Source organism: Fodinicola feengrottensis (assembly GCF_039530045.1).
GTDB classification, from domain to species: domain Bacteria; phylum Actinomycetota; class Actinomycetes; order Mycobacteriales; family HKI-0501; genus Fodinicola; species Fodinicola feengrottensis.
The window spans coordinates 690220-715389 of sequence record NZ_BAAANY010000009.1 but is presented as its reverse complement, the minus strand read 5'-3'; the positions used below and the strand labels follow the sequence as shown (position 1 = coordinate 715389).

Here is a 25170-nt window from a genome sequence, read left to right as displayed (position 1 = left end):
ATCAAGAATCGCGCGCGCGACGTGCATGCACAGTGGAGTAATCGCAGGGCCGTGTCGGTGATCCCTGTCGTGCTGGTTAAGCCTCCTGCATATCACCGCCGCAAGATCATCGGCAGTACTTATCCATGCCAAGCCTGGATCGACAGACTCCGTGGTGACTTCTTCAAGACCATCCGCAAAATCGTGCAGATGATCGGCAATTTCCCGTAGATATTGTGGCGCACTCATGCTCGCTCCTCCGAAAGTGATTCTTGCCTCATACCTTCCACCCAGTGGCCATGTGATGTCGCCACTCCGTCGGCATTCCACCAAAAAGCCTGCAGTGTGGTAGACGACTGGGGCAACCCATCAGTACGCATGGAGAACTTCCGAGGGTCCGTAGACCCTTGCCAGCAGGACCAGCGCGTCACGTCCAGAGCAGTCGCACGGCCGAGTGCGTCTCGTTGCTGAATTGCTCTGTATTGGATCAAGGGCGCGCCTCCGGCGCGCCCGACCCGCCACGCCGCCACTGCGGGCGGCGCTGGGCCAGACGACCGGAGGCACGCCCCCGCTCCACGCCAGAAGCATTGCCTGATGAGCACCAGGCCGAGCTGCTGTCCGTCCATCCGCGCCGTACGCACTCGGGGGTCCTCACCGGCCCCCGAACCCCCTGGCGCCTCCGAGAAGCCCTCAACGCATCCGGCGGTACACGGCACTGAGTAGCAACCAGATGCGTAGTCCCACGAATTCACATCCACCGGTTAGACCAATTGAAGCACGCGCCGGCAGGCAAATAGCCGATTCGTTGTTCGCCCGGTTATCTCGTGAAGTATTCCCTGTTCCACGAGCCTCGATATAGCATTGTTTGCAGCCTCAAAAGACTTCTCGATCATCGATTGGGCGGTTCTGACATCGATCACAGGATACCCAATCAAGTTTTCAGCAACCTCAAGCGCCGACCCTCGAATCCCAGCTGCCCGCAATTCCGTAATCATCTGACTCTTTAGCCCTAGGAGTCCATCGATCTGGGCAATCCCCGCTTTAGCTTGACTTCCGACTGCCTCAGAAAAGAACGCGACCCACTTGTCATATGATCCGCTCATAGTCACTTCGAGCATGGAGTCCAGGTACTCCTGCCGATTGTGTTCAAGCCACGAGGAAATGTTCAGGATAGGGACTCTCAATATTCCTTCCTGGATTAATTGAAGAAGCGCAACGAGGCGACCTATGCGGCCGTTGCCATCAGAAAACGGATGCAGTGACTCAAACTGATAGTGCGCTAATGCAATCTTCGCAACGAGAGGTACGTCACTAGCAGTATTTACCCATTTTTCCCAGTCGCTCATACCTTCAACAAGGATCATCCCTTCCGGAGGCGGGACGTAGCGCGCCTCACTAATTGGACGATTCCGTGGGCCAATATAGACCTGCCGCTGCCGAAGGCCGCCCGAATCATAAGCTTCACTCGACGTGCCTCGAACCAGAATTTCTTGTAAGTGCGAAACTAGGCCGACGCTAATCGGGTACGTGTCGAGAAGCTCCACTCCCTTTTCTGTTGCATTGACGTAGTTACGAATCTCGCGCTGTTCACTCGAAAGCTGTCGATCTTCCAGGAAGTCGGCTTCAAGTACGTCACCAAATGTCGCATATGTACCTTCCAGGGCGGCTGTACTTGCAGCCTCCCGACGTACTACGGGACGGACGAGGATCCGAGGATTCGGTAGCTGTGAGACAGCTTGATCAAGCCTCGCCACCTCCATCGCGGCCTTCGATGCGCTGTTCAAGGCAGCCATGTCGAGAGCGGGAGTGACGGGGAGCGGCTGGGGCACAAAGGCGTGGTACCGCCATGTGTCGCCAGTGCCGGGGGTGACACCGGAGATGGGGACAAGTCGCCCTATGGGAGAGTTCGCCAGCCTGTCGAGGTCCATCATTCAAGTAAAACATACTAAACCTGAATGGTTTGTGTTGCCGTTCACGTTTCAACCTCGTAACTTGAATCGACTTGGATCGGTTCAATGTAGGTTGCATCGACGCTCCCACGATTCAACTTAAGGGAGCTTAGGTTGAACCTACCTCGATGTAATTCAACCTTCCCGCGTTCGCCACCGCGGTCGCTAGTCTCAGTTTTGGTCTCATTCGCGACCGTTCGGGGCCGTCCACAGAGGTACGGTTGCTGGAGTTTGCGCAGGTCACAGACGGTGGCGGCCCTGCCGAACTCGTGGATGCGGACTTGGAAAGCGTGTTGGGGGCAACCCCTCACGAGTTTGAATCTCGTATCCTCCGCCAGCACCAACGCCGGGTCAGCGCTCGCTGCCCGGCGTTCGTCATGCTGATCTCAGTCACCTCTGCTTCGTCCAGCTCTACCATCTATGTGTCTCGTCGGATATACTTTGCGCACGGATTGATATCAGCGGAGGTGTGCCGATGAGTAGGACCGTAATCGACTTAGATGACGAGCTGGTCGCCGACGTAGCTCAGGCCCTAGGCACCAGCACTAAAAAAGAAACAGTCAACACCGCTCTGCGGGAGGTTCTGGAGAATCGCCGCCGCGCTCTGGCGCTGGCCCGGCTGCGTTCCGCAGCCAACAACGGCGCCTTCGATCTGGACCTTCTTGAAGACAAGAGAAACTACCGTCGGTGAGTCGCGCACAATTCCTGATCGACACAAGCGCCCTCGCGCGATTCATGCGCGGCGACGCCGAAAAATACGGATGGGACGAGGCTGCTGCCGCCGGTCTGATTGCGACCTGTCCCATCACCGAACTCGAATTCTTCTTCAGCGCACGTTCAGCTGCTGACCGCACCAAAGGCATCGAAGACATACGGGCACTGTTCATCTGGGTGCCGACCGCCGATCGTGCCTACGATCGTGCCTGGCAGGTCCAAGAAGCCCTGACTATGAAGGAGCAGCACCGCAGTGCAGGCCCCGTAGATCTCGTGGTTGCCGCCACCGCTGAGCTGCAGGGATTGACATTGCTCCACCGCGACCACGACTTCGATTGCATCGCTGCCGTGACCGGCCAGCCAGTTCAGTGGTACGGGTCTGCCCAGGTAGCAACCGGATCGGTCTGAAACACCCGACTTTCGGTGTTCCAACATTGCGTCTGCTGCCGCGCGGACAGAAGTGGCCCAGGAGGATGTAGGGATACAGGTTATAGAACTGTACTTCTATAACACCGTGTCACGAGGTGGACATCGTACGGGCAGAAATAGACGATCAGGTTCGGGCCGGTTCCGGTTCGGCGGGAGCGGTCTGCTGGACTGCGGTCGTGTGGCGGCCGGGTGGGAGCAGGAGAGCGGGGACAAAGGCGAGTGCGGTGAAGGCCAGCGTCCACAGGAAAGTGTGATCGTACGCGATGGCGGCTGGGTGGTCGGCGAGTTGGCGTTGCAGGATGACGGCGAGTACGGCGGTACCAAAAGCTCCGCCGACCTGTTGCATGATTCTGGTCGTACTGCTGGCATGCGGGATCTGTACGCGATCGAGCCCGTCGAAGGCGCCGACCATGACGGCCATGTTGGCCGCACTCAGGCCGAAGCCTCGCACGACCAGTGCGGCCGCCAAATCAGGGGATTCGTCTGCTGGTCGGCAAAAGCGAAGGGCAGGGTGCCCAGCGCCGTCAGGACGATACTGCCCAAAATGACCGGACGGGGGCCGATACGGTCGGCGAGGCCGCCGGTGCCGCGGGCGAGCAGGCTGCCCAACCCTTGCGGTGCCAGCATCAGGCCGGCCGCGATGACGCCCAGGCCGCGGAGTTGTTGGTAGTAAAGGGGAAGAAGTAGCATCGGGCCGAACATTGCGAGCCCAGAAAGGAAGAGCAAACCTGAGGAGGCGGCGAACCGGCGGTTACCGAGCAGTCGCAGGTCGATCAGCGGTTCGGTCGTACGCAATGCTCGGTACCCGAAACCGGCGAGTAGCGCGACGCCGGCCACCAGCGGGACTATCACTTCCCAGTGGCCAAAGCCGCCTTGGTCGCCGACCTGCGACAAGCTGTAGATCAGCGCGGCCAACGCCGGTGAAAGCAGTGCGAGGCCGGCAAAGTCCAGGCGGTGAGCCTTTTTCGGCGAATCCACCGGCAAACCTCGCCAGGCCAACAGGATGGCTAGTACGCAGACCGGCAAGTTAACGTAGAAAATCCAGCGCCAGTCGAGATGTCCGACGATGAGGCCGCCGACGACTGGTCCCAGGATCGGTCCCACCAGCGCTGGCAGCGTCACCACGGACATCAGTCGCCCAATCCCCCGGCCACCAGCTGCTCGCATTAACACCGTCTGCAGGATCGGCAGCATCAAACCGGCACCGATGCCTTGCACCACCCGGAAAACGATCAGCGAGCCGACATTCCAGGCGGCTCCGCTCAGCATCGAACCGGCCAGAAAGAGCATCAGCGAGATCAGCCACATTCGCTTGGCGCCGAAGCGCTCCACCGTCCAGCCAGTGATCGGGATCGCCACGGCCATCGCGAGCAGGTAGCCAGTACTCACCCATTGGATGGTCGACACGGACGCATGCAGCTGAAAACCCAGCGTCCGGATGGCGGCATTCACGATGGTGCTGTCCAACAGGGGCGCTATCGCGCCGAGGATCAGGATGCCGGCCAACTTGAGCGTCGCCGGGCTCAGCCGCTCCGGGCCGTTTTCGGTCGTCACGTACACACCTCTCACTAGTCATAAGAGACGATGCGTCTCTAGTGAGTACGATAGGCTCAACGAACAAGAGACGCAAGGTCTCTAAAGGAGCAGTCTGTGACCGTACGACGGCGTGGTGCGGCGCTGGAGGACTCGATCCTGGAGGCCGCGTGGACGGAACTCATGTCCGTTGGCTACGCACGCCTCACCATGGAGGGCGTCGCCGCCCGGGCCCAGACCGGGAAGCAGGTCCTCTATCGCCGCTGGCGCAACCGGGCCGAGCTCGTCATCACCGCCGTTCGGCACCACATCGGGTCGGTCGCCGACCAGATTCCGGACACCGGCGAACTCCGCAGCGATGTCCTGGCCGTTCTCCAGCGGATGACACAACGCCAGCGCGACCTTGGCCCGGAAATTCTGCACGGACTGATGGCCGAGGCACCAGACCTGGCCCCGGAATTCCTCACGGTCATCGACGGCGTTATGACCACTTTGCTTGAGCAGGCCGAAAAGCGCGGCGAACTCAAGGTGACAGATCTACCCGTACGCGTCGTCACCCTGCCGGCGGATCTCCTCCGCCACGAAATGCTGTTGACCCGTCACCCCATCGCCGAAAACACCCTCGTCGACATCGTCGACCAGGTCTTCCTTCCTCTCGTACGCGCCTCGATATCCAGCAAAGTATCTGACTAAAGTCAGAGAATGGATGCGGAGCTGGTGGCACGGGTGCGTACGTTCAATCGGACGGTCACTCAGCGGGTGGGGGCCCTTCAGGATCGGTTCCTCGGGCGGGATCGCGCGCTCGGCGAGGCGCGGCTGCTGTGGGAAATCGGGCCGGCGGGCCAGGACGTCCGTACGTTGCGAGCCGGCCTTGGCCTGGATTCCGGCTACTTGAGTCGTCTTCTGCGGTCGCTGGAGGCCGCGAGGCTTGTCACGGTCGACTCGGCGGAGTCGGACCGGCGGGTACGGATCGCCCGGCTGACCAGCGACGGCATCGCCGAACGGCGGACGTTGGACCGGCGCAGCGACGAGCTTGCCGAGCTGCTGCTTGAGCCGTTGAGCGCGAAGCAGCGGGAGCGACTGGCGGCCGCGATGGCCGAGGTCGAGCTGCTGCTGCGCGCCGGCATGATCGAGATCTCGGACACCGACCCGGAAGACCCGCACGCGCAGCACTGCCTGGAGTCCTATTTCGCGGAACTCAACACCAGATTCGATGCCGGCTTTGACGTGAAGCAAAGCATTTCCGCGTCAGCGTCCGAATTACGGCCGCCGACCGGCCTGCTGGTGGTGGCCCGACTCGGCACCGAGCCGGTCGGCTGCGGAGCGCTTCGCTTCCGCGATGGCGGGGTCTGTGATCTCAAACGGATGTGGGTGGCGAAAACGGTCCGTGGCATGGGCCTCGGCCGCCGGCTTCTCGGCACCCTCGAGATGCGCGCGTACAACCACGGATCCACGGTCGTGCGCCTGGAGACCAACAAAAACCTGACCGAGGCCATCAGCCTTTACCGATCGGCGGGCTTCACCGAGGTCGCTGCTTTCAACGACGAGAAGTACGCCCACCACTGGTTCCAGATGAATCTGGCGAGGTGACCGTACGGGCATCTGCCGGTGCCCTCGCCGCTTCACGGTTCGGCGTCGCCAGTGCCGCCGAGTCCGCTGATCATGGACGCGATCAGCGGAACCCGGTTCGCCGGACGAGTCAAAGAGGACTTGAGCATGGAACCAAAGCGCGGCTGGGTCGGCACAGACCTTGGCAAATTCCGGGCCTGTGACGGCACATACCAGCTCTATTCGTACGACGAACTGCCGCCGCTGGACGAGAGTCTCTTCTCCGGCGCGTACGAATGGCTGGGCACGCCGGCCGACGAGCCGATGGCGATCACCACCGGCGTGCAGCTGGCTCCCGTCGAGGTTGTCGTCAGCCTCAACGGCGAGACAAACGACGACCTGATGGACGAATGGGACCGCAGATACAAGCGCGAGCAGGAACTACTGGCGCAGGCGCCGGCCCAGCACCCAGTGGTTCTCGCCGAACTTGTCAGTAGTCTCACCGAACTCGGCTTCACCCTTCCAGCCGCCTTCACCACCTTTCTCGGCAACGAAAAACTATTATCCGGTGTTTCCAGCTGCACCTGCTGTACGTGGGACATTCCGGCCAAGCCGTCACCCAGCCCGCTCGCCGACGGCGCCTATCTCGTACGTTTCATGCGCGACTCCCAGGACCTGCTTTTCTGGTATTTGCACCTCGACCAAGAAAACCCACCTTTCGTGGTCGTGTCGTCCTTCAACTTCGAGACCGCCGCCGACCTGGACCCCGAGGAAGCGCTGGACCAGCTCTGGTTCTGCGGTCCCGAATTCGAGGAGTTCCTCTACCGGTTCTGGATCGAGAACGAGATCTGGTTCGCGACCAACGAAGAGAAGAAGCTGACCCCGACGCAGCTCGCGTACGTGGAGCACTATCCGAAAAAGAAGAAGAAAAAGAAAAAGAAGAAGCACAAGTAGAACCCAGGGTCGTCCGCGAGTGCCACCAATACAACGGGCCACCCCCTCGGTGCCCCATCCCCCAGATCGCGAGTGGTGTTACGTGAAACGGCTGCTGCGGACGGGGCCCGGGGAGCCGGCACTTTCGCGAGGGCCGGCTGGCCAGTGACGGGCGAGGCGGGCGGCGAAGGTGGCCAGCGTTTCGTCCGGATCGGGCGGAGTTTCGCCGTCTCCGTCTTCCAGATCCGGGTCCGCGGCGACAATCTCAGCGGCCACTTTCTCGACCGGGCGATCGTCGGCTGGAATGCGTTCCATCGGACCGTCTTGGGTTTGCCGCAATCTGACACCCCACGGCGACACGCAGCTCTGCACCAGCATCGCGCAGACATCTGCGGACACCGACGGCTGCGAAGTCCAGCAGCTGGCGTGTTCGTAGAGGACTTCTCCGTTGGTACGACTGGAAAGTTTGGCCAGTAGCTGCTCGTCGACTTCATTCAGGTCGTACCCGACGATGAGCGTGTCGGGTCGGCCCGGTGCGTAGGGCGCGGCGGGCAGATCGAGCACCTGAGCGGCGGCCAGGCCAAGGATCTGGCTGGAGCGGTCCGCCAGCAACGAGATCGTGGTCGGTCGCAAGTTGGCCGCTTCCAGGATTGTTTTCAACCGTCTCAACGAAAACAGGCAGTGACCGAGGCTTTCCTGGAAGAATGCGTAGCGACCGGTCATGCCAGAGTCGAAGCCGTACGGGGACAGAGTCGTCAGCAGCGTACCGTTCAGAACGTAGTGCCAGCCGCGAAGATCCCGGTTGTCCGCTGGCCGAACCTGCGCGGCCCGAGCGAAGATTCGCTGTAGGCGGGCGAAAATCGGCAGCCATGCCTGGTCATCCCGCACCGGCTCGGGCACCGCGGCGGCCAGCGGAGCGGCCACCTCCAAGTCGCCGGTCATCAGGGCGTTGAACGCCAGCAAATACCGCTCGGGCCAGTCCTGGAGAGTGGGCTCATGCGCCCGCAGAATGTCGAAGGCGTCGCCGTACCTTTCCTCGCGTTCGAGCGCGCTCGCCAGCTCGACCAGCACCGAGCGTGCGTCCGGAACAAGGGCCAACGCTGCGGAAAGGGCTGGTACGGCAAGGAAGCTCGCGCCGTACTCGACACATTCGTATCCATATTCGTACAACTGCTGGGCCTGATCAGGCGCGGCGATCAGGGCCGCACTGGCCTCCGCCAGGTCCGGCATGTCCGCCAGCCGCGCGACCCGCTCCACGAGCGGTGCGATCTCGGCGGGCGGAATATCCGCGGCACGCAACCGAAGCTCACGCATAGCGCCTTGCACATCGCCGGATTCCATCAGTTCCCAGCCCTTGGCCAGCGCGTTGTCCATCGCTACATCCTCCATGGCGGCAAAAACGCCGTATGCACGAACCTCAGTCAGTTGTGGCGCCAAAGGGCACCAGGTCCGCGCCGGCGTCCCGAATCTGGCGTAGTTCCTGGAAAGCCTCCAACGAAACCCGATAGTCCCGCGCCACCTCGATAACGACGTGAGCCATTAACGCACAGACCGCACGCTCGCCCTGTTCGTACGTCCACCCCTGCACCGCGGCCGAACTTACGTGCACCGCGCCCGAAAACGGACGCAACAGAAGCGTCAAATCCCAGTGTTGCGCCAACACCAGCACGACCCACAGACGCTGCATTCCCAACGCGGCCAGCCCGCCGTGCTGGCGCATCACCTGACTGATCCGGGTCGCGGCGACCCCGAACGCGCGCTCGGTCACCCAGTCCGGCCACTGGCCGACCTCCATACCGGGCGGCAGTGCGGTCCGCGGCGATGGCTCGGCGAGGATGCCCTCCATCGGCTCGACGTCATAGGTGGCCACCACGTCCACCAGCCGGTACGCCTCGGCGCTGACATCCAGCCGGATCGACCCGGTGTCCTCGTCCGCCGCGCTCACCGGCGGAGCACTCACCGGCACGTCGGTGGCGGCGGCTTTATCGGTGCCAGGCAGGGGATACGGCCACTGCTGGCCGGTGGACGTTTCGTACGCCTCGACTGGCACATAGAGCAACATCTCACCGGCGAAATCCCAGACCCCGGCGAATGCGGAGGGATCGGCAAGCACGGCCAGATAGCGGTCGCGGCCGGCGCACACCACTGCAGCGCGCGCGTCCAAGAATCCGGCCGCGTCCAACGGCGGCGGGTCGACCGAGCGGTCGTCCTCGCTGTCCCAGACCCGCTGACTCCACAGCTCGACCTGATCGAGCCGGCGCAGCACCCGGTCGAGCTGGGTGCCGAAAGCGACGATCTCGTGCACCGGCCCGGCCGCCAACCGGGCGGCCAGCCGGTCGAAAGCGGGCTCCGCGACCTCGCCCCCCAACTCGGCGACGACCTGCCAGAACTCCTCTTCGGTCACGTGCCCGACCCGAGAACGCCAGCGATCATCGCCGCTGTGACAAACCGGCCGTAGCGATCCGTTGTCCAACCGCGCGCCACGACGAGCAGCTCGTAGATCTCCGCGCTGTGGTACGTCCAGAGGACATCGCGTACCTCCTCGGCCGACAACCCCTCCCGCACCTGGCCAGTGGCCAGCAGGTCCGCCGCGAAGTACGTCATCGCAGTCAGCGTCTCCTGCCGCATCTGCGCCCACACGTCGGCGGCGGCCCGATCGGCGCTCGCGGCGTCCCGCGCGAGCAGCTGCAACGGCGCGTACCGAGGCGCGCCCTCGGCGAGGTGGGAGACGTACATGGTGATCTTGCGCACGGCGTCCGGCTCGGCCTGGATCGCGCCGATCACGTCCCGCTCGGCCATCGAGGTCTGCTCGGTGTCGCCGGCCACCGAGACGTCGAACACCGCCTTGAGCAGCGTCGCTTTGTTGGAAAAAGCCTTGTAAACCATCTGTACGGACACGCCGGCGGCCCGTGCGATCTCCGGCATCGCGGTGTCCGCGTACCCCTTGGCACGGAAGATCCGCCCGGCGGTCGAAAGGACCCTCGCGCGGTTCTCCTCAGCCTGCTCCTGCCGCCGGGACGCGTCGTAGCGGCGCGGGGGCTTGACGGGATCGGTCATTTCAGTAGAGACTCTCCTATCAGATAGAGGTCACTCTATCGTATAACCTTTCGCGAACGGATCAAGTCATGTTTGCAGAGCAGTCATCAACGCTGGACATCACTGCGGCCCCGATCTTGGCGCAGCTGAGCGAGCGGGCCCGGGAGACCGAACGGCTCGGCACTCTGCCGCCGGACCTGGTCGAGCAGGCCCGTCGAGCCGGTCTTTTCCACCTGGCGGCCCCGCGCGCGCTCGGCGGCGCTGAGCTCCCGCCGGCACGGATCGTGGAAATCCTGGAGGAATGTTGCCGGGCGGACGGCTCGGCCGGCTGGACGATCATGATCGGCAACGGCTCCGCGTACGCCGCGTGGCTCGACCCGGCGGTCGCCACCGACCTGTTTGGCGGTCGTACGGACGCGCTCAGCGCCTGCGCCTTCGCGCCCACCGGACGGCTGACGCCCAGCGGCCCGAAACAGTTCCAGCTGAACGGCCGATGGGGTTTCACCAGCGGCTGCCTGCATGCCGACTGGTTCATGACAGGAGCTTTCGTCACCGACGGCAACGGCCCGCGGATGCTGGCGGACCGCGGCCCGGACTGGCGGCTCGCGGTGTTCCCGGCCGCCCAGGGATCGGTGATCGACAACTGGGATGTCATGGGCCTGCGCGGCACGGGCAGCCACGACATCGCCGCGGCCGCCGTGTCCGTACCGGAAGAGCTCACGATGGCCTCCTTCTTCGAGCCCGCGCGGCACGACGGCCCCCTGTGGCGGCTGCCGTTCTTCACCCTCACCGGCCTCTTCCTGGTCAGCTTCCCGCTCGGGGTGGCCCGCCGCGCGTTGGACGAGTTCGCTCGGCTCGCTGTCTCGAAAGTACGGCCACCGGGACCCTCGGCGATCGCCGAGGAAGCCGACCTGCAGGTCGCCCTGACCCGAGCCGAGGGTGACCTGCAGGCCGCGCGGGCCTTCGTTTTCGACACCATTGGTGCATTGTGGGATTCGGCGTGCGCCGGCGACGTACCACATGTTGAGCTACGGGCCCGTTTCTTGCTGGCGACCCAACAGGCGATGCGCGCCGCCCTGAGCGCGGTCGACACCGCCTACAGTTTCGCCGGATCCAGCGGAATTCACCTCGACCACCCGCTGCAGCGCTGCTTCCGCGACCTGCACACTGCCTCTCAGCACATCTTCTTCTCAGCGGCGGCTTCCAAGCGCTATGCCAAAAGCCAGCTGAACATCGACCAGCCAACTTTCTGGTTCTGATGGCTGACTGCGTCGCGGAGCTCACCTACCGGGAAAGGGAAATCCTTGGGCTGGTCGCAGAAGGCCTGTCCAACCAGGCAATAGCGGCCCGGCTGGTGATCGCCCAACGGACCGTGGAATGCCACATCAGCCGTACGTTCGCGAAACTCCAATTGCCGGAGGATTCCCACTCTCATCGACGGGTGTTGGCCACCCTTGCCTACCTCAGGTTCTTCGCCATGGCCGCATAATGCCGATGACCGCTTTCAGGTGGGGGAAACGGTGCGGGTGACAACCCAGCGGTGTGGGGAAATCGGGCGCGTACGAGTAAAACCGTGGTTTTCGAAGGCGGCCATCGGTCCGGTGTGCAAGAAGGACCCGGACACCGCACGGTCGTCGGTTTCCTCGGGGTAGCCCTCGACCAGACCGCCGCCCTCGCGGGCGATCTCGGTCAGCGCGCCACCGAGCGCGGCGTCGGCGACGCCTCGGCGGCGAAGCCCCTTGCCCGTGAAGAAGCAGGTAATGCGCCACTCGGGCAGCTTGGTCAGGCCCTTCTCGTAGAGGCGCCGGCTCTTGACTTCCGGCAGCTCCGCTGGCGAACCGAACTGGCACCAGCCGAGGCACTGGTCGCCGTCCAGTACCAGGGAGGCATGCGTACGGCCCTCGCGGACCCGTTCTTGTTTCTCGGCCCGGTTCTGCGCAGCCGTACGCCCCTTGAGCCGGACGTGGAAGCCCATGCACCAGCAGCCGCCCCACACACCGTTGTTCGCCTCGACCAACTGGGCGAACGCGGGCCAGGTGTCCTCATCCAGTGGCCGCACCGAGAACGTCGGATCGCTCACGGCTGTCAGTCAAGCACGCCGATGGCTACAAATGAGACTGCGCGACGAAAACGCCGGCCTCATCCGAGGCCTTTTGCTTTGGCATTGAACCCTGCGGTGTGATCGGAGACTCTGATGGGCTCGTTCGATGTGCTGCTGGACGACGAACGTACGCAGCTCGACACGTTCGTCGAGGACTATCGGAGCGCCATCGAGCGGACCCTCGACGGCCTCACCGACGAGCAGGCTCGGCGCCAGCTCGTCTCGTCCGCGACCACGTTGCTCGGGCTGCTCAAGCACGTCACGTGGATGCAGCGAGTGTGGTTCCAGGAGTGCGTCGGCGGCACGTCCCGTCAGCAACTCGGCCTGGTACGGAGCCCGGACGAGTCCTTCCGGCTCGCCGACGACGACAGCATCGCCTCCGTCACCGCGGCCCACCGAGAGGCGTGCGCGACGGCCCGAGCGGTGGTCGCCGACCTGCCGCTGGACGCCATCGTGACCGGTCACCGGGCCGGACCCCGCACGCTGCGCTGGGTGTATTTGCAGGTCCTGCGCGAACTGGCCCACCACTGCGGGCACGCCGACATCCTGCGCGAACAGCTCCTCGCCGTCTGAGCTTTCTGAGACCAAAAACTGAGACCAGACGCGAAAACGCCCGACGGCTCCGATCGGAGCGCCGGGCGTTTTGCCTGCGTACTGGCGGTGGTGGTGGGATTTGAACCCACGGAGGGCGCAAACCCTCACACGCTTTCGAGGCGTGCTCCTTCGGCCGCTCGGACACACCACCGGGAAGAATGATACCGGCGGCGGCGGGGCGGTCTGCAGACAGGTGTCCATGCTGCGACCATGGCGGGCATGATCGATCGCGCGCCCATCGAATGCTGGCTGACGGACATGGACGGGGTGCTCGTCCACGAGGGTACGGCGGTGCCCGGGGCCGCCGAGTTCCTGCGCGGCCTGCGGGACTCCGGGAAGCGGTTTTTGGTGCTCACGAACAACTCGATCTACACCCCGCGTGACCTGCACGCGCGGCTGCAGCGGTCGGGATTGGACGTACCAGAGGCGAACATCTTCACGTCCGCGCTGGCCACCGCGCAGTTCCTGGACTCGCAGCGACCGAACGGTTCGGCGTTCGTAATCGGCGAGGCGGGGCTGACGACAGCGTTGCATGAGATCGGGTACGTGTTAACCGACACCGATCCGGACTATGTGCTGCTCGGCGAGACTCGTACGTACAGCTTCTCGGCCATCACCCAGGCGATCCGGCTGATCGACAACGGGGCCCGGTTCATCGCCACCAACCCGGACCCGATCGGGCCGTCGAACGAGGGCTCGCTGCCGGCCACCGGCTCGGTGGCGGCGCTGATCACCAAGGCGACCAAGGTCGAGCCGTATTTCGTCGGCAAGCCGAACCCGCTGATGATGCGTAGCGCCCTCAACACCGTGCAGGGCCACAGCGAGACGACGGCGATGATCGGCGACCGGATGGACACCGACGTGGTCGCTGGCATCGAGGCCGGTCTGGAGACGATCCTGGTGCTCACCGGCGTGACCGGGAAGTCGGAGATCGACCGCTTCCCGTTCCGCCCGTCCCGAGTGGTCAACTCCATCGCCGACCTCGTCCCCGAAGTCACCCCGCAATAACCGCCGGAGAGTTAGTCGGGGATGGCGGTGAGGAACGTGGTCAGCAGCGCGGGAAAGGTGGGCGACTGGGTGACGAGGTGGCCGACCTGCGGGATGGTCTGCATGGACGCGGTGCCGATGCCGGTGAAGAGGACCCGGGCGGCGCGTACGCCCAGGTAGTCGCGGGCGCCGCAGAGGACCAGGGTGGGCACCGAGATCTGCCGAAGAACTGGCCGGAAGTCGGACCTGCCCAGCTCTCGCCAGCCGGCCATAAGAGCCGCCCGTGGATAGCCAGGGCGGGTCAGCCGGCGAGTCGGCACAGCGTGCATGACGGCCGTCTGGAGTTTGTACGCCGTCGGGTTCGGTCGGGCGATGCCGCTGGCCAACACCAGGCCGCGCACCCGGCCTGGGTGGTCGACGGTGAGCTGGAGGGCGACCAACGCGCCGAGCGACAGCCCGCAGACGAAGGCCGCGCCGCGGTCATCGCCGATCAGGTCCGCGACGAAACTCGCCGCGTCGTCGAAACGAAACGGCCCGCGACCACTGAAACTCCCAAAACCAGGCAATTCCGGCGCTACTACGCGGAAATTCTTGGTAAGCGCGTCGAGATGCGGCTCCCAGAGGTCGGGTCCGAGCCCCAGGCCGGGTAACAACACCAGCGTGGGGTTCGTCGGCTTGCCGCGATTGATGACCTCGACCACGGGACGACCGTACGCGATAACCGCGCCGCTCCTCACCTCACCGGTGCGAGCGGAAAAACTCCCTCAACGACTCAGCGCATTCGTCCTCGAGTACGCCACCAACCACCTCGGGCCGATGGTTCAGCCGGCGATCCCGTACGACGTCGTAAAGCGACCCGGCCGCACCCGCTTTCGGATCCCAGGCACCGAAGACCAGGCGCTCGACGCGGGCCAGTACGAGTGCGCCGGCGCACATCGTGCACGGCTCCAGGGTCACCACCAGCGTGCAGCCGGCCAACCGCCAGGTCCCGAGCACCTGAGCGGCCGCTCGCAGCGCCAGGACCTCGGCGTGCGCGGTCGGGTCGCCGGTGGCCTCCCGAGCGTTGCCGGCGGCGGCCAGCTCGACGCCGCCCGGGTCGTACACGACGGCCCCGACCGGCACATCACCGCTGGCCAGCGCGGCCGCGCCGACGACGAGAGCGCGACGCATCCGGGCCTGGTCAGCGGCGATCACAGCGTGGCAGAGTCCCTGAGCTCCTCGTACTCCTGCCCGCAGCCGGCCTTCCCACACACCTCGGCGATCACGTCGCTGGGCAGCATGCCCTCGTGCGCGCACAGCTCCAGCAGCTGGACCGGACCCGTACCAAGGTCCGACAGCAGCCCGGCGTCGCCGACCGGATCACCGGCGGCGGCCACCTCGCGGCCGCCGTCGGGCTGGTCCTCGTCGTCGTCATCGTCGGACGCGCGGCCCTTGGCTGGCTTGTCCGTACGATCGGACGGCTCGTCGCCGCTGCCGGCCTCGCCCTCGTGCAGGCCGTCGTCGAGGTCCTCGTCGACGTCGTCGTCATCGGAGTCGTCGTCGAGCTCGTTCTCCAGGCCGGCGAGCACCTCGATGTCGCCCTCGTCCTCGGTGTCGGCGATCTCCTCGATCTCGGCGACCGCCTTGGTCGGCCGGCGGACCGGCTCCAGGTCGCCGATCAGCATCTCGCCGATCTTGGACTCGGACGCGAAGGCGGCATCGCTGCCAAAGACCCGAAAGTCGTCGTCCTCGTCCAGCCGGAGGACCACCAGATATTCGTCATCGGCCTCGACGAACAGCAGCGCGAGATCGGCGTCCGGGGCTTCCTCGCGGAGCCGCTCGGCGGTCTCGTCGACATCGGCCACATCGTCGAGATCCAGCTCGGCGGCACTCCAGCCCGTATCCGTACGGGCGAGGGCAACGGCGTAGTACGACACGGCTCTCCTCGGTTTCGACGTATGCCCCTACAAAATAACCGGCGGCTGAACGAGTCCTTAAGGGACCGGTCCCAGGTCCACCGCAGAGGAGTATTCCGCAGCGAAGCCGAGCCGGTGCGCAATGGCCGAAACCATGTCGTCGGCGTAAAGGTCCATGTCAGCCAGGATGGCGCCCAGTTCCATCTCGGCAAGTCCGTAATCGGCCAGAATGCCGAGATCGCCGGCCGGCCACACCTCGCTGAGGTCTTCTGGCAGTTGCTCGCCGAGCAGGTCGAGCAGCTCCGCGGCGATGTCGTAGTCAGCCGCCGCGGTGACATCGGACAGCAGCACCCGCGGCTCCGGACCAGGGCCCGGACGCAGGATGGCGAAGAACTCGTCGTCCACGTCCACCAAGACGAACGGGCTGACCGCCGGGTTGCGATCGGCCAGCACTTCCAGCAGGCCGTCCAGGTCGTCGATGAGCGGATCGGGCAGCCGGGTGACCGACCAGATGCCCTCGTTGCGCCCCACCGTGAGAGCGAATCCGACCAGCCCGTCGGGCCGGTCCTGCGTCGTGGTCATGATCAGGCGATGCGCTTGCGCTCGGCGATGATCTCGCGCAACCGGTCCATCCGGGCCCGCCGCAGCGCCACCCGGGTCCGTAAGGACTGTGCCTCGGCCATCTCGGCCAGCAGTTGGACACGGCGACGGTAGCGTTCGGGGTCGAGTCGTCGCAGTGACGGGCCGGACATCGAAAAATCAGACATCGCGAAACCGGGCATGGAAAAACCCTGCCGAGAAGACTGCCCGCGGTCAAGCGGTCGGTCCGATTTTTCGCCTCGAGAACCCATCAACCCACCAGCGAGGCGATCATCAGGACCAGCACCAGGATGGCCGCGGCGAAGCCGGTCATCAGCGCGGATCCGACCGCCACCCCCCGGTCACCGCGGCGCAGCAGCAAGCCCGCCACCACGCTCAGGGCGACGATCGCGCAGGTGAGGGCGGCCACCAGGACCGTCGGGGTCCAACTGGCGACGGCCACCAGGGCGTAGAAGATCAGGGTGCCGGCGAAACCGGCGACCACCAACCAGCCGCGAACCGGCCGGGTCTCCCGGAAGGCGGTTCGCGGCGTACCACCTGACCAGCCGCCAGACCAACTAGGAACCGCTGATCCGGACACCGAAGACCTCCTCCGCGCGTGGACCGTCGCAATGCACCGACACTAGCCCCGGCAGCGAACCGCCCGGTACCGGTGCCGGCTGCAGAGCCAGTACGCGCAGGTGGTCCGCGAAGGCCGCGGTGAGGCTGTCGAGCATGTCCCGACCCTTTTCCGGGGTCGCCTCGGAGGACCGTCCGATGATGCCGCTCGGCGTGTAGCCGCGCATCCCCACGACCAGCAGATGCGGCCGCTCGGTCGCGTGGTAGTCGCTGGTCATGTACGTCGGCCGGACCAACTCCGGGCAGGCGTGCATCAGCATCGAGGTTTCCGCCTCGCCGCCGTGCATGTCCTCCGCGTCGGTGGAAATCATGCCGGCGTGCTTACGGGCGGTTTCCCAGTCGGACCGGCCGGGGAACAGGCTGACACACGGCCCGTCCACGTTGGCTTCCTGGACGACGTTGGAGAGAACGTAGTTCCCGCCATGCCCGTTGACGATCACCAGCCGGCGGATACCCGCTCGGGCCAGGCTGGCCCGTACGTCGTCCACGATGCACATCAAGGTCTTGGCGGAGACCGCGACGGTGCCCGGAAAGCCCTCATGTTCGTGCGAGCACGACATCGTCACCGGAGGCAGTAGGAAAAGGCTGTTCGCCTCGGCAATTCGCTTGGCGATCAGGCAGGCGACAATGGTGTCGGTCGCCAGCGGTAAATGGTCACCATGCTGTTCAAAGCTTCCGACGGGCAGTACCGCGATGCGCGAGTCCCGCCCGTACTCATCTGTCGACGTCGCTGTCGTGAACAGGTGCACGGGGAATCTCCTGTCAGGTTTTCCCCAGCCGACTACAGTGCCGCTAGCGCGTGCTGCAATCGCTGGGCTTCGCCGCGGGCACCGCCCGCGAGCAGAATGTCGTTGATCCGCCGCAACTGCTTCTCGGTGCGATGGGACCTGGTCTGGGCGGCGATGGCGATGGAATGCTCCGCCACCGTGACCGCGTGCTCGGGCTCGTTGTCGCGCGCGTGCGCCACGCCGAGCCGGGCCAGACAAAGGCCGAGGTCGCGCCGGAAAGTCGGCTGCCAGGCGGCCAAACCCTCCTGCAGAGTGGAAATGGCTTTCTTGGGTTTGTTCAGCTCGACCCAGCAGTGGGCCGCTTCCATTTCCAGGTATTCGGTGGTGCAGTAGTTGGCCAGATCGGCCGACTCGTTGCTGGTCCCGGCCTCTTTGCCGCTGACCGCGTAACGAAATGCCTGTTCCAGAGCCCTGGCGCAGGCGTCATGGTTGTTTTTCAAAGCGTGCGCGTACGCCTCCTGGCGCAACGCGACCGCACGCACCTGCGGTGCCAGCACCTGCGGGGTCTGCAGGGCGGCCCGGGCGAGGGCAAGCGCCAGGTCGGGCTTGCGCGCATCGCTGGCGATGTTGCTCTTGCGCATCCGGATGTACGACGCGAGGTGCCGGTCGTTGGCCTCGTCGGCCATGTCCAGCGCGCCGGAAGTCCACTGCATCGCGGACCTCAGGTCACCCACGTCCTGGTAGAGCCAGCCAGCGAACTCGGCGAACCGGGCACCGGCCTTGAGCAGGTCCACCCGGCCACGGCCACTGGTGCCGTCCAGCAGTCGTTCGATGAAGGCGACCTGCTGTGGCACGACCGCGAGCAGCGAACGCGGACCAGCGATGTTGTCGGTCGTCGCGTACTGCCGCAGGGTGCCCAACAGCGATTCGGCCAGCGCCGGCTCGGTCCGGCTGGCGGCCGCCGAGACCATCGGGCCACCGGGCAGCGGGATCATCGCCCCGACACTGAGTTCCGGCCGCTCGCGAGTCGGTTGGTCGTCCACGTCGAACCACAGCAGCTCGCTGGGAATGCGCAGACAGCGGGCATAGTCGATGAGCTTCTCCAGCTCGCGGACCCGGTTGTGGCCGGTTTCGATCCGACTGAGCTGACCTTGTGTGATGCCTAGCCAACGGCAGAGTCTCGCTTGCGACAACGGGCGCGGGCCGTGGGACGGATGACGCCGATAGGCGCGTACGACCACGCCCATGTCCCGGCTGCCCAGTGCGTCTCGCATCTGGTCAGTAGCCCAGAACTCCGGACTCATCTCCGGCGCCTGCTGTCCCTGCGAGCTTTCCACCCGCGAGCACGGCGAGCACCGGCTTTCCCTGTTGTCGTGCGCGAGGCGAGCGCCGCAACCGGCGCAATACCTAGCCGACACTGATCTCACCCCCCAAGGCCGATCACCGATTGGTGATGATCGGCGTGTCCACGCTAACTCCACTTTTGTCGTTTATGCGCGGGCCGAATATATCTTATGCTGCACGTGCAGATGCACGATTACCGACAACTCATATGCTTTTCGTCACGACGGGTACGTAGGTCGTCACCGAGGGGGATGTTGGTGGCATTTTTGGCCGGACCCGACGCACATCGAGGTGCATCCGCGACGCGGAGGGGGAATCGGACGTGAACCCATCGGGGTCAGTTCGACCGGTTACGCGAGGAAGTAAACCAACGCGACCGGGCTCCCCACCACCTCTGCCCACAGATCTGCCAGCGGCGGCAATGGCGGCGCCGCTGGCAACTAAACTCGCAGCTCAGGGACGGTTCGCGTGAGTGGACCGACGATCGCGCCGAGCTTCGAGCTCGGCGCCATACCGATCGCACCCGACGAGCTTCCCCGCCAGTTCGTGCTCTATCGGCACACCGATGTGAGCGGAGTTTCCGGCGTCGGAGTGGTCGCCTGGGGCACCGCGTACGCGGACGGCAAGGCCGTCACGCGCTGGCGCGGCACCACCACCGGCATCGGCCAGGTCACCGTTTGGGACCACGTCGAGGACATTCTCGGTGTTCACGGCCATGACGGACTGACCGAACTCATCTGGCTGGACACGCGCGACTGACGCCAATTCGGGCCGTAAGGGACCCTTGACTGTGCGTTTGCACGTGCAACCCGGTGCACGTGCGTTCGATGGACCACCGGTCACTGGCCACATCCGGCACACGCATAACAGCAGCATGTGACCGTGCGCATCGACCGTCCATTGTGGTCAGTTGTATTTTCACACACCGGTCGTACGTTGTGTCAACTTGTGGTCTCTCTCCGCTGTCACCGAGCGCTCCCGGCAGGCCCTACTCTTTTGAGGCACTGGCTGCGCATAGGGGTGGGCTTATGAGCACGACCGATACCTCCGTCATCCACGACATCCGGGACGTGGCACGGGTCGCTGGCGTCTCCATCGGCACGGTGTCGAACGTGCTCAACCGGCCGCACATGGTCGCCGACACCACCCGCGAGCGGGTGGAGGAAGTGATCGCCCGGACCGGCTTCGTTCGCAACGCCTCCGCCCGACACCTACGCCAGGGGCGTACGCGCACGATCGGGCTGGTCGTGCAGGACGTGATGAACCCGTTCTTCACCGAAGTCGCACGTGCCGCCGAGGACGCGGCGACAGACAGCGGTTATCTGCTCTACCTGTGCAACAGCGCCGGTTCCCCGGAGAAAGAGGCCGCGTATCTCCGCGCCCTGGTCGAGCAGCAGGTCAGTGGCGTGCTGCTGACGCCGTTGCAGGAGATTCCGGCGGTGATGAACACGCTGCGAGCCCGTGGCACCCCGGTGGTGCTGGTCGACCGGGCCAGTGAGCAGCCCGACCAGTGCAGCACCGCGGTCGACGATGTGCACGGCGGTGACCTGGCCGCGAGCCACCTGCTCTCGATCGGACGGCGCCGGATCGCCTTCATCTCCTCGACGTGGAGCATCCGGCAGTGCGCCGACCGGCGGGCCGGCGTCCGGCGAGCGCTCCGGCGGGCCCGGCTGTCCGTACGCGATCACCTGCGGGAACTGGTCGTGCCGGAGATGATGACGCCGGCCGCGGGTGAGCAAGCCGTCGAGGACCTGCTCGCGGAGGGACTGCCGGACGGCATCTTCTGCGCGAATGACGTACTCGCGCTCGGTGTCCTTCGCGGCCTGTTGCGGCACGGAGTGAAGGTCCCGCAGGACGTGGCCCTGATCGGGTACGACGACATCGAGATCGCCGCCGCCTCGCCGGTCGCGCTCAGCTCCGTACGGCAGCCGACCGCGGCGGTCTCCCGGCGAGCCGGCGAACTGCTGCTGGAAGAGTGCGACCGGCCCGCCGAACACCGGCACCAACAGCTGGTTTTCATGCCGGAACTGGTGATTCGGGAGTCGACCGGCGGCCATGGCTGACCGGATCGCGATTCTCGGGCTGGGGCTGATCGGTGGCTCGCTGCTGCTGCGGCTGACCGAGCTTGGTCATGACGTGGTCGGCTATGACACCGACCCGGCAACCCTCGAAGCCGCTGGTCAGCCTATGGATGACGGGGCGAGGGCGGTCGCCGGCGCGGACATCGCCGTGCTCGCGGTGCCGCTGCCCGCGGTGGAGAAGGTGGTGACGCTCGTACGAGACGCCGGTTTCGAAGGCGTACTAACCGACGTCACGTCGGTTAAGCAGCGGCCGGCCGAGATCGTGGCGCGGTCTTTCCCGGCGGCTCGCTATGTCGGCGGGCACCCGATGTCAGGCACCGAGAAGTCCGGCTTCGCGGCCGCCGATCCGGCGCTGTTCACTGGGCGGGTGTGGGTGTTGTGCCTGGACGAGCGGACCTCGGTAGCTGACTGGTTGCGGCTGGCCGATCTGTATACCAGCGCGGGCGCCCGGGTCGTACCGGCCACCGCCGCCGAGCACGACAGTGCCGTCGCTGCCATCAGCCACCTGCCGCACGTCGTCGCGAGTGCCGTCGCGGCCGGCGCCGACGAGCCGCTCGCGCTCGCGCTGGCCGCCGGGTCCTTCGCGGACGGTACGCGAGTGGCCGCCACTCGGGCGGCGTTGACGGCGGCTATGTGTGGCGGGAATAGCGCCGCGGTGGCCCGGCGATTGGACCGGCTGATCGCCGAGCTGACCGAGGCACGCCACCTGTTGACCGCGCCGGACCCGATCGCGGCCCTGACGTCGTGGTTGGCGGCGGGTCAGCGCGTACGCGCCGGATGGCCCGGCGAATCAGGTCCTGAGCAGGTCGAACGCGCGGATCGGAGAACGTTGCTGGAACTCGGCCGGAGCGGCGGCTGGGTCACCGGCGTGGCCGATAGTGGCCAGTCCGTACGGACCGTCCGGCCAGCTCGGTGACTGACCGGCTGGTCAAGCCCGGTAACGCTGGAGTCCCCCGGAAACGATGACCTTCCGTGATGGGAGATGCTGTATTTGTGCGTACTTTCGATACGTCAAACGGGACCGGGATCGACGCCATTCCGCCGCTGGATGGCTGGTCGTTCATCAGTGGCGTCGAGCCACGGAACGGCGGGATCCACACTGACGACGCGGGCACGGTCAGCGGGCCAGTGACCCTGCGCACGGAGGTGTTGCCGGACGGTGAGGCGATGCTCTACGTGCAACCGGTCGGGCACGAGCACTGGCATCCGGTCGCCGGCGGGCACTACCACTGGGCCGAGATCCCGGCCGCCGGCAGCGTCCGGCAGGCCGAGCGGCGGGCCGAGCAGGTGCATGTCGCCGCCACCCAGCTGCTGGCCACCGGCGGCGCCGATGCGGCGTCGCTGCGGCTGCACTAGAAAAGCCTGATGGCCGCAGACCCCCGGGACCCGCTCGCTGACCTCAAGCGGATCGCCTTCCTGTTGGAGAAGGCCGGCGAGTCGACGTACCGGGTGAAGGCCTTCCGGTCCGCGGCCACCGCGATCGCCGGCCGCGATGACCTGGCCGAGCGTGCCACCGCCGGCACGCTTGGCGAGCTACGCGGAGTCGGCGAGGTGACCGCGCGCTGCATCGGTGAGTCCCTCGCCGGCGAGGAACCGGTCTACCTCCGCCGGCTAGAGGCCACTGGCGGCGAACCGGTAGCGGTCGGCGGCGAGCGGATCCGGGCCGCGCTGCGCGGCGACTGCCACAGTCACACGGACGCCTCGGACGGCGGATCGCCGCTGGTGGAGATGGTCTCCGCGGCCATCGACCTGGGCCACGACTACCTCGTGATCACCGACCATTCGCCGCGGCTCACGGTCGCCAACGGGCTGTCCGCCGAACGACTGTCGAAGCAGCTGAAGCAGATCGCGAAGGTCAACGAGGCTGTCGCGCCGTTCCGCGTACTCACCGGCATCGAGGTCGACATCCTCGACGACGGCTCGCTCGACCAGCAAGACGAGTTGCTGGCCCAGCTCGACGTGGTGGTCGCGTCCGTCCACAGTGGACTGCGGATGGGTCGGGAACAGATGACCGAGCGGATGCTGGCCGCCGTCCAGAACCCGCACACCGACATTCTCGGGCACTGCACCGGCCGCAAGGTCAAGGGCAAGAACCGGCCGGAGTCCGAGTTCGACCCGGCGCGGATCTTCCCGGCCTGCGCGAGCGCTGGTACGGCGGTGGAAATCAACTCCCGGCCGGACCGTCTCGACCCGCCCAAGCGGCTGCTCCGGCTGGCCATCGAGGCCGGTTGCCTGCTCTCCATCGACTCCGACGCGCACGCCCCCGGCCAGCTCGACTGGCAACCGTACGGCTGCGAACGCGCGGCTCTGAGCGGCGCGCCCGTCGACCACATCGTCAACACGTGGCCGGTCGACGAGCTGCTGGCCTGGACCGCTGGCCAGCGCTAACGGAATTCTGGGGCGTTGACTGCCCCAAAGGGTCCCTTTGGGACAAAGGAAAATCGGCAATTCGGGTGGATCGCCCAGCCGCGCCGGGACTACTTCGCGACGACGTGGGGTTCGCCACGTTGGCAGTCGGGCTCCCAGCACGCGGCCGGGATGGGCGCCTGGTAGGAACGAGTGCGGCAGAAAGACCTACAGGGGAGCGGGCATGGCGGAGAAGGCACAGATCGGCGTCACCGGGTTGGCGGTGATGGGTCGCAACCTGGCCCGCAACCTCGCGCGGCACGGGCACACGGTGGCCCTGCACAACCGCAGCCAGGCTCGTACGGACGCGCTTGTCGCCGATCATGGCGACGAGGGCGATTTCATCCCAGCGTCCTCGATGCAGGAGTTCGTCGCCTCCCTGGAGAAGCCGCGCCGGGTGATCATCATGGTGAAGGCCGGCGGCCCCACCGACGCGGTGATCGACGAGCTCGTCCCGCTGATGGAACCCGGCGACGTGATCGTGGACGGCGGCAACGCGCTGTTCACCGACACCCGTCGGCGCGAGGCCGAGCTGCGTAAACACGAGCTGAACTTCGTCGGCGCCGGCATCTCCGGCGGCGAGGAGGGCGCGCTCAACGGACCGAGCATCATGCCTGGCGGGTCGGTTGAGGCGTACGAGTCGCTCGGCCCGTTGTTGGAGTCGATCGCGGCTAACGTGGACGGCACCCCGTGCTGCACGCACGTCGGCCCGGACGGCGCCGGCCACTTCGTGAAGATGGTGCACAACGGCATCGAGTACGCCGACATGCAGCTCATCGGCGAGGCGTACGACCTGCTTCGCAGCGGCCTGGGCATGACGCCCGCGGAAATCGCCGGCGTCTTCCGGCAGTGGAACACCGGCGACCTGGAGTCGTACCTGGTGGAGATCACCGCCGAGGTGCTCGGCCACGTGGACGCCGACTCCGGCAAGCCGCTGGTGGACGTGATCACCGACGCCGCCGAGCAGAAGGGCACCGGCCGCTGGACCGTCCAGTCCGCCCTGGACCTGGGCGTACCAGTCACCGGCATCGCCGAAGCGGTGTTCGCCCGGGCGCTGTCCGGCCACGCCGAGCAGCGGGTCGCGGCCCGCGAGCTGCCCGGCCCGTCCGGCGGCTGGGGTGTGACCGACCGGGACGCCTTCATCTCGGACGTACGGGAAGCGCTCTACGCCTCCAAGGTTGTCGCGTACGCGCAGGGATTCGACCAGATTCGGGCGGGTTCGCAGGCGTACGAATGGGACGTGCACCTCGGTGAGATGGCCACCATCTGGCGGGGCGGCTGCATCATCCGGGCCCGCTTCCTGAACCGCATCCGCGAGGCGTACGACAAGCAGGCCGACCTGCCAACCCTGCTGGTCGACGACTATTTCTCGTCGGTCGTCGGGCAGGCGCAGTCGGCGTGGCGGCGAGTGGTCGCCGGCGCCGCGCAGTACGGCCTGCCGGTCCCCGGCTTCGCCTCCGCGCTCAGCTACTACGACGGCCTGCGGGCGTCTCGACTGCCGGCCGCGCTGACCCAGGGCCTGCGCGACTTCTTCGGCGCCCACACGTACCGGCGCATCGACAAGGACGGCACCTTCCACACCCTCTGGGCCGAAGAGGGCCGCCCGGAAATCTCCGCCGACTGACCTGACCCGACCCGCACGTCATCGGTTCCGAGCCCGGAAACGGACACCCCATTCCGCGTTTCCCAGACCGG

30 protein-coding genes and 1 tRNA gene are annotated in these 25170 nt (G+C 65.8%); 15 read left to right on the top strand and 16 right to left on the bottom strand.

All coding sequences use genetic code 11. From position 1 onward, the window contains the following. Nucleotides 1-740: 740 nt before the first annotated feature. Nucleotides 741-1772 carry a Fic family protein gene (locus ABD301_RS15945; RefSeq protein ID WP_344311064.1) on the bottom strand — a complete coding sequence of 344 codons (1032 nt, stop codon included), beginning with the start codon at nt 1770-1772 and terminating at the stop codon, nt 741-743. A gap of 631 nt (nt 1773-2403) precedes the next feature. On the opposite strand from ABD301_RS15945, the gene ABD301_RS15940 reads away from it, so the two are divergent. Then, nucleotides 2404-2619, top strand: a complete 216-nt coding sequence (locus tag ABD301_RS15940; RefSeq protein WP_163572343.1) for a type II toxin-antitoxin system VapB family antitoxin — start codon at nt 2404-2406, stop codon at nt 2617-2619. Next, nucleotides 2616-3050, top strand: a complete 435-nt coding sequence (locus ABD301_RS15935; protein WP_344311061.1) for a PIN domain nuclease — start codon at nt 2616-2618, stop codon at nt 3048-3050. The genes ABD301_RS15940 and ABD301_RS15935 overlap by 4 nt, the downstream gene beginning before the upstream one ends. 145 nt (nt 3051-3195) lie before the next feature. Here ABD301_RS15935 and ABD301_RS15930 read toward each other — a convergent pair whose 3' ends face one another. Both ABD301_RS15930 and ABD301_RS15925 read right to left on the bottom strand, forming a co-directional pair. Beyond that, nucleotides 3196-3492 carry an MFS transporter gene (locus ABD301_RS15930; RefSeq protein ID WP_344311059.1) on the bottom strand — a complete coding sequence of 99 codons (297 nt, stop codon included), beginning with the start codon at nt 3490-3492 and terminating at the stop codon, nt 3196-3198. A gap of 11 nt (nt 3493-3503) precedes the next feature. Next, nucleotides 3504-4625: a DHA2 family efflux MFS transporter permease subunit gene (locus ABD301_RS15925; protein WP_344311057.1), complete on the bottom strand. Its 1122-nt coding sequence runs from the start codon at nt 4623-4625 to the stop codon at nt 3504-3506. Nucleotides 4626-4721: 96 nt separating this feature from the next. Here ABD301_RS15925 and ABD301_RS15920 point away from each other — a divergent pair, with 96 nt between their 5' ends. From ABD301_RS15920 to ABD301_RS15910, 3 genes are all read left to right on the top strand, one after another. After that, nucleotides 4722-5297: a TetR/AcrR family transcriptional regulator gene (locus ABD301_RS15920; protein WP_344311055.1), complete on the top strand. Its 576-nt coding sequence runs from the start codon at nt 4722-4724 to the stop codon at nt 5295-5297. Nucleotides 5298-5306: 9 nt separating this feature from the next. Further along, nucleotides 5307-6194, top strand: a complete 888-nt coding sequence (locus ABD301_RS15915; RefSeq protein WP_344311053.1) for a bifunctional helix-turn-helix transcriptional regulator/GNAT family N-acetyltransferase — start codon at nt 5307-5309, stop codon at nt 6192-6194. Nucleotides 6195-6320: 126 nt separating this feature from the next. After that, complete coding sequence (locus tag ABD301_RS15910; RefSeq protein ID WP_163572342.1) at nt 6321-7106, top strand: hypothetical protein; 786 nt, start codon at nt 6321-6323, stop codon at nt 7104-7106. Nucleotides 7107-7184: 78 nt separating this feature from the next. On the opposite strand, the gene ABD301_RS15905 is transcribed toward ABD301_RS15910, so the two are convergent. Genes ABD301_RS15905 through ABD301_RS15895 form a run of 3 tightly spaced genes read right to left on the bottom strand, consistent with a single transcriptional unit; the run spans nt 7185 to nt 10142 of the window. Then, on the bottom strand, nt 7185-8459 hold the full coding sequence (locus ABD301_RS15905) for a hypothetical protein (protein WP_344311051.1): 1275 nt from the start codon (nt 8457-8459) through the stop codon (nt 7185-7187). A 43-nt stretch (nt 8460-8502) separates the two neighbouring features. Next, on the bottom strand, nt 8503-9489 hold the full coding sequence (locus tag ABD301_RS15900) for a DUF4240 domain-containing protein (RefSeq protein WP_163572341.1): 987 nt from the start codon (nt 9487-9489) through the stop codon (nt 8503-8505). Next, nucleotides 9486-10142: a TetR/AcrR family transcriptional regulator gene (locus ABD301_RS15895; protein WP_344311048.1), complete on the bottom strand. Its 657-nt coding sequence runs from the start codon at nt 10140-10142 to the stop codon at nt 9486-9488. The genes ABD301_RS15900 and ABD301_RS15895 overlap by 4 nt, the downstream gene beginning before the upstream one ends. A 68-nt stretch (nt 10143-10210) precedes the next feature. On the opposite strand from ABD301_RS15895, the gene ABD301_RS15890 reads away from it, so the two are divergent. Next, the gene (locus tag ABD301_RS15890) at nt 10211-11380 is read left to right on the top strand and encodes an acyl-CoA dehydrogenase family protein (protein WP_344311046.1); all 1170 of its coding nucleotides are present in this window, start codon (nt 10211-10213) and stop codon (nt 11378-11380) included. Continuing rightward, a complete protein-coding gene (locus tag ABD301_RS15885; RefSeq protein WP_163572339.1) occupies nt 11380-11610 on the top strand; it encodes a LuxR C-terminal-related transcriptional regulator in 231 nt (76 codons plus the stop codon). The genes ABD301_RS15890 and ABD301_RS15885 overlap by 1 nt, the downstream gene beginning before the upstream one ends. A 15-nt stretch (nt 11611-11625) precedes the next feature. Here the strand turns inward: ABD301_RS15885 and ABD301_RS15880 are convergent, their stop codons facing one another. Continuing rightward, nucleotides 11626-12201, bottom strand: coding sequence for a hypothetical protein (locus ABD301_RS15880; RefSeq protein ID WP_344311044.1), 576 nt, complete (start codon nt 12199-12201; stop codon nt 11626-11628). Between the two features lie 114 nt (nt 12202-12315). Here ABD301_RS15880 and ABD301_RS15875 point away from each other — a divergent pair, with 114 nt between their 5' ends. After that, on the top strand, nt 12316-12795 hold the full coding sequence (locus tag ABD301_RS15875) for a DinB family protein (RefSeq protein WP_163572338.1): 480 nt from the start codon (nt 12316-12318) through the stop codon (nt 12793-12795). An 82-nt stretch (nt 12796-12877) separates the two neighbouring features. Here ABD301_RS15875 and ABD301_RS15870 read toward each other — a convergent pair. Further along, nucleotides 12878-12967 (bottom strand) — tRNA-Ser (locus tag ABD301_RS15870). A gap of 68 nt (nt 12968-13035) precedes the next feature. Here ABD301_RS15870 and ABD301_RS15865 point away from each other — a divergent pair. Continuing rightward, nucleotides 13036-13824: an HAD-IIA family hydrolase gene (locus tag ABD301_RS15865; RefSeq protein WP_344311042.1), complete on the top strand. Its 789-nt coding sequence runs from the start codon at nt 13036-13038 to the stop codon at nt 13822-13824. 11 nt (nt 13825-13835) lie between these two features. Here ABD301_RS15865 and ABD301_RS15860 read toward each other — a convergent pair whose 3' ends face one another. The 8 genes from ABD301_RS15860 to ABD301_RS15825 all read right to left on the bottom strand — a co-directional run bounded on the left by ABD301_RS15860 (nt 13836) and on the right by ABD301_RS15825 (nt 18948). Further along, the gene (locus ABD301_RS15860) at nt 13836-14504 is read right to left on the bottom strand and encodes an alpha/beta fold hydrolase (protein ID WP_344311040.1); all 669 of its coding nucleotides are present in this window, start codon (nt 14502-14504) and stop codon (nt 13836-13838) included. 37 nt (nt 14505-14541) lie between these two features. After that, nucleotides 14542-14973, bottom strand: a complete 432-nt coding sequence (locus ABD301_RS15855) for a nucleoside deaminase (protein WP_344311140.1) — start codon at nt 14971-14973, stop codon at nt 14542-14544. A 20-nt stretch (nt 14974-14993) separates the two neighbouring features. Then, a complete protein-coding gene (locus ABD301_RS15850; protein WP_344311038.1) occupies nt 14994-15719 on the bottom strand; it encodes a tRNA adenosine deaminase-associated protein in 726 nt (241 codons plus the stop codon). Nucleotides 15720-15776: 57 nt separating this feature from the next. Further along, nucleotides 15777-16280 carry a tRNA adenosine deaminase-associated protein gene (locus tag ABD301_RS15845; protein ID WP_163572334.1) on the bottom strand — a complete coding sequence of 168 codons (504 nt, stop codon included), beginning with the start codon at nt 16278-16280 and terminating at the stop codon, nt 15777-15779. Nucleotides 16281-16282: 2 nt separating this feature from the next. After that, nucleotides 16283-16450, bottom strand: coding sequence for a hypothetical protein (locus ABD301_RS15840; RefSeq protein ID WP_344311036.1), 168 nt, complete (start codon nt 16448-16450; stop codon nt 16283-16285). Nucleotides 16451-16548: 98 nt separating this feature from the next. Next, nucleotides 16549-16878: a hypothetical protein gene (locus ABD301_RS15835; protein ID WP_163572333.1), complete on the bottom strand. Its 330-nt coding sequence runs from the start codon at nt 16876-16878 to the stop codon at nt 16549-16551. Next, nucleotides 16856-17665 (bottom strand): creatininase family protein, encoded by an 810-nt coding sequence (locus ABD301_RS15830; protein WP_344311033.1) that lies wholly within the window; start codon nt 17663-17665, stop codon nt 16856-16858. The genes ABD301_RS15835 and ABD301_RS15830 overlap by 23 nt, the downstream gene beginning before the upstream one ends. A gap of 32 nt (nt 17666-17697) precedes the next feature. Further along, entirely contained in the window at nt 17698-18948 is a 1251-nt protein-coding gene (locus tag ABD301_RS15825; RefSeq protein WP_163572332.1) for a helix-turn-helix domain-containing protein, read from the bottom strand. A 508-nt stretch (nt 18949-19456) separates the two neighbouring features. Here ABD301_RS15825 and ABD301_RS15820 point away from each other — a divergent pair. The 6 genes from ABD301_RS15820 to gndA all read left to right on the top strand — a co-directional run bounded on the left by ABD301_RS15820 (nt 19457) and on the right by gndA (nt 25099). Then, nucleotides 19457-19747 (top strand): hypothetical protein, encoded by a 291-nt coding sequence (locus ABD301_RS15820; RefSeq protein ID WP_279582379.1) that lies wholly within the window; start codon nt 19457-19459, stop codon nt 19745-19747. Nucleotides 19748-20016: 269 nt separating this feature from the next. After that, nucleotides 20017-21051, top strand: coding sequence for a LacI family DNA-binding transcriptional regulator (locus tag ABD301_RS15815; protein WP_344311030.1), 1035 nt, complete (start codon nt 20017-20019; stop codon nt 21049-21051). Further along, nucleotides 21044-21985 (top strand): prephenate dehydrogenase, encoded by a 942-nt coding sequence (locus ABD301_RS15810; RefSeq protein WP_344311028.1) that lies wholly within the window; start codon nt 21044-21046, stop codon nt 21983-21985. The genes ABD301_RS15815 and ABD301_RS15810 overlap by 8 nt, the downstream gene beginning before the upstream one ends. A 77-nt stretch (nt 21986-22062) precedes the next feature. Continuing rightward, entirely contained in the window at nt 22063-22425 is a 363-nt protein-coding gene (locus tag ABD301_RS15805; protein ID WP_344311026.1) for a hypothetical protein, read from the top strand. Between the two features lie 9 nt (nt 22426-22434). Beyond that, nucleotides 22435-23457 (top strand): PHP domain-containing protein, encoded by a 1023-nt coding sequence (locus ABD301_RS15800; protein WP_344311024.1) that lies wholly within the window; start codon nt 22435-22437, stop codon nt 23455-23457. Nucleotides 23458-23659: 202 nt separating this feature from the next. Further along, a complete protein-coding gene (gene gndA, locus ABD301_RS15795; RefSeq protein ID WP_344311022.1) occupies nt 23660-25099 on the top strand; it encodes an NADP-dependent phosphogluconate dehydrogenase in 1440 nt (479 codons plus the stop codon). Nucleotides 25100-25170: the final 71 nt, after the last annotated feature.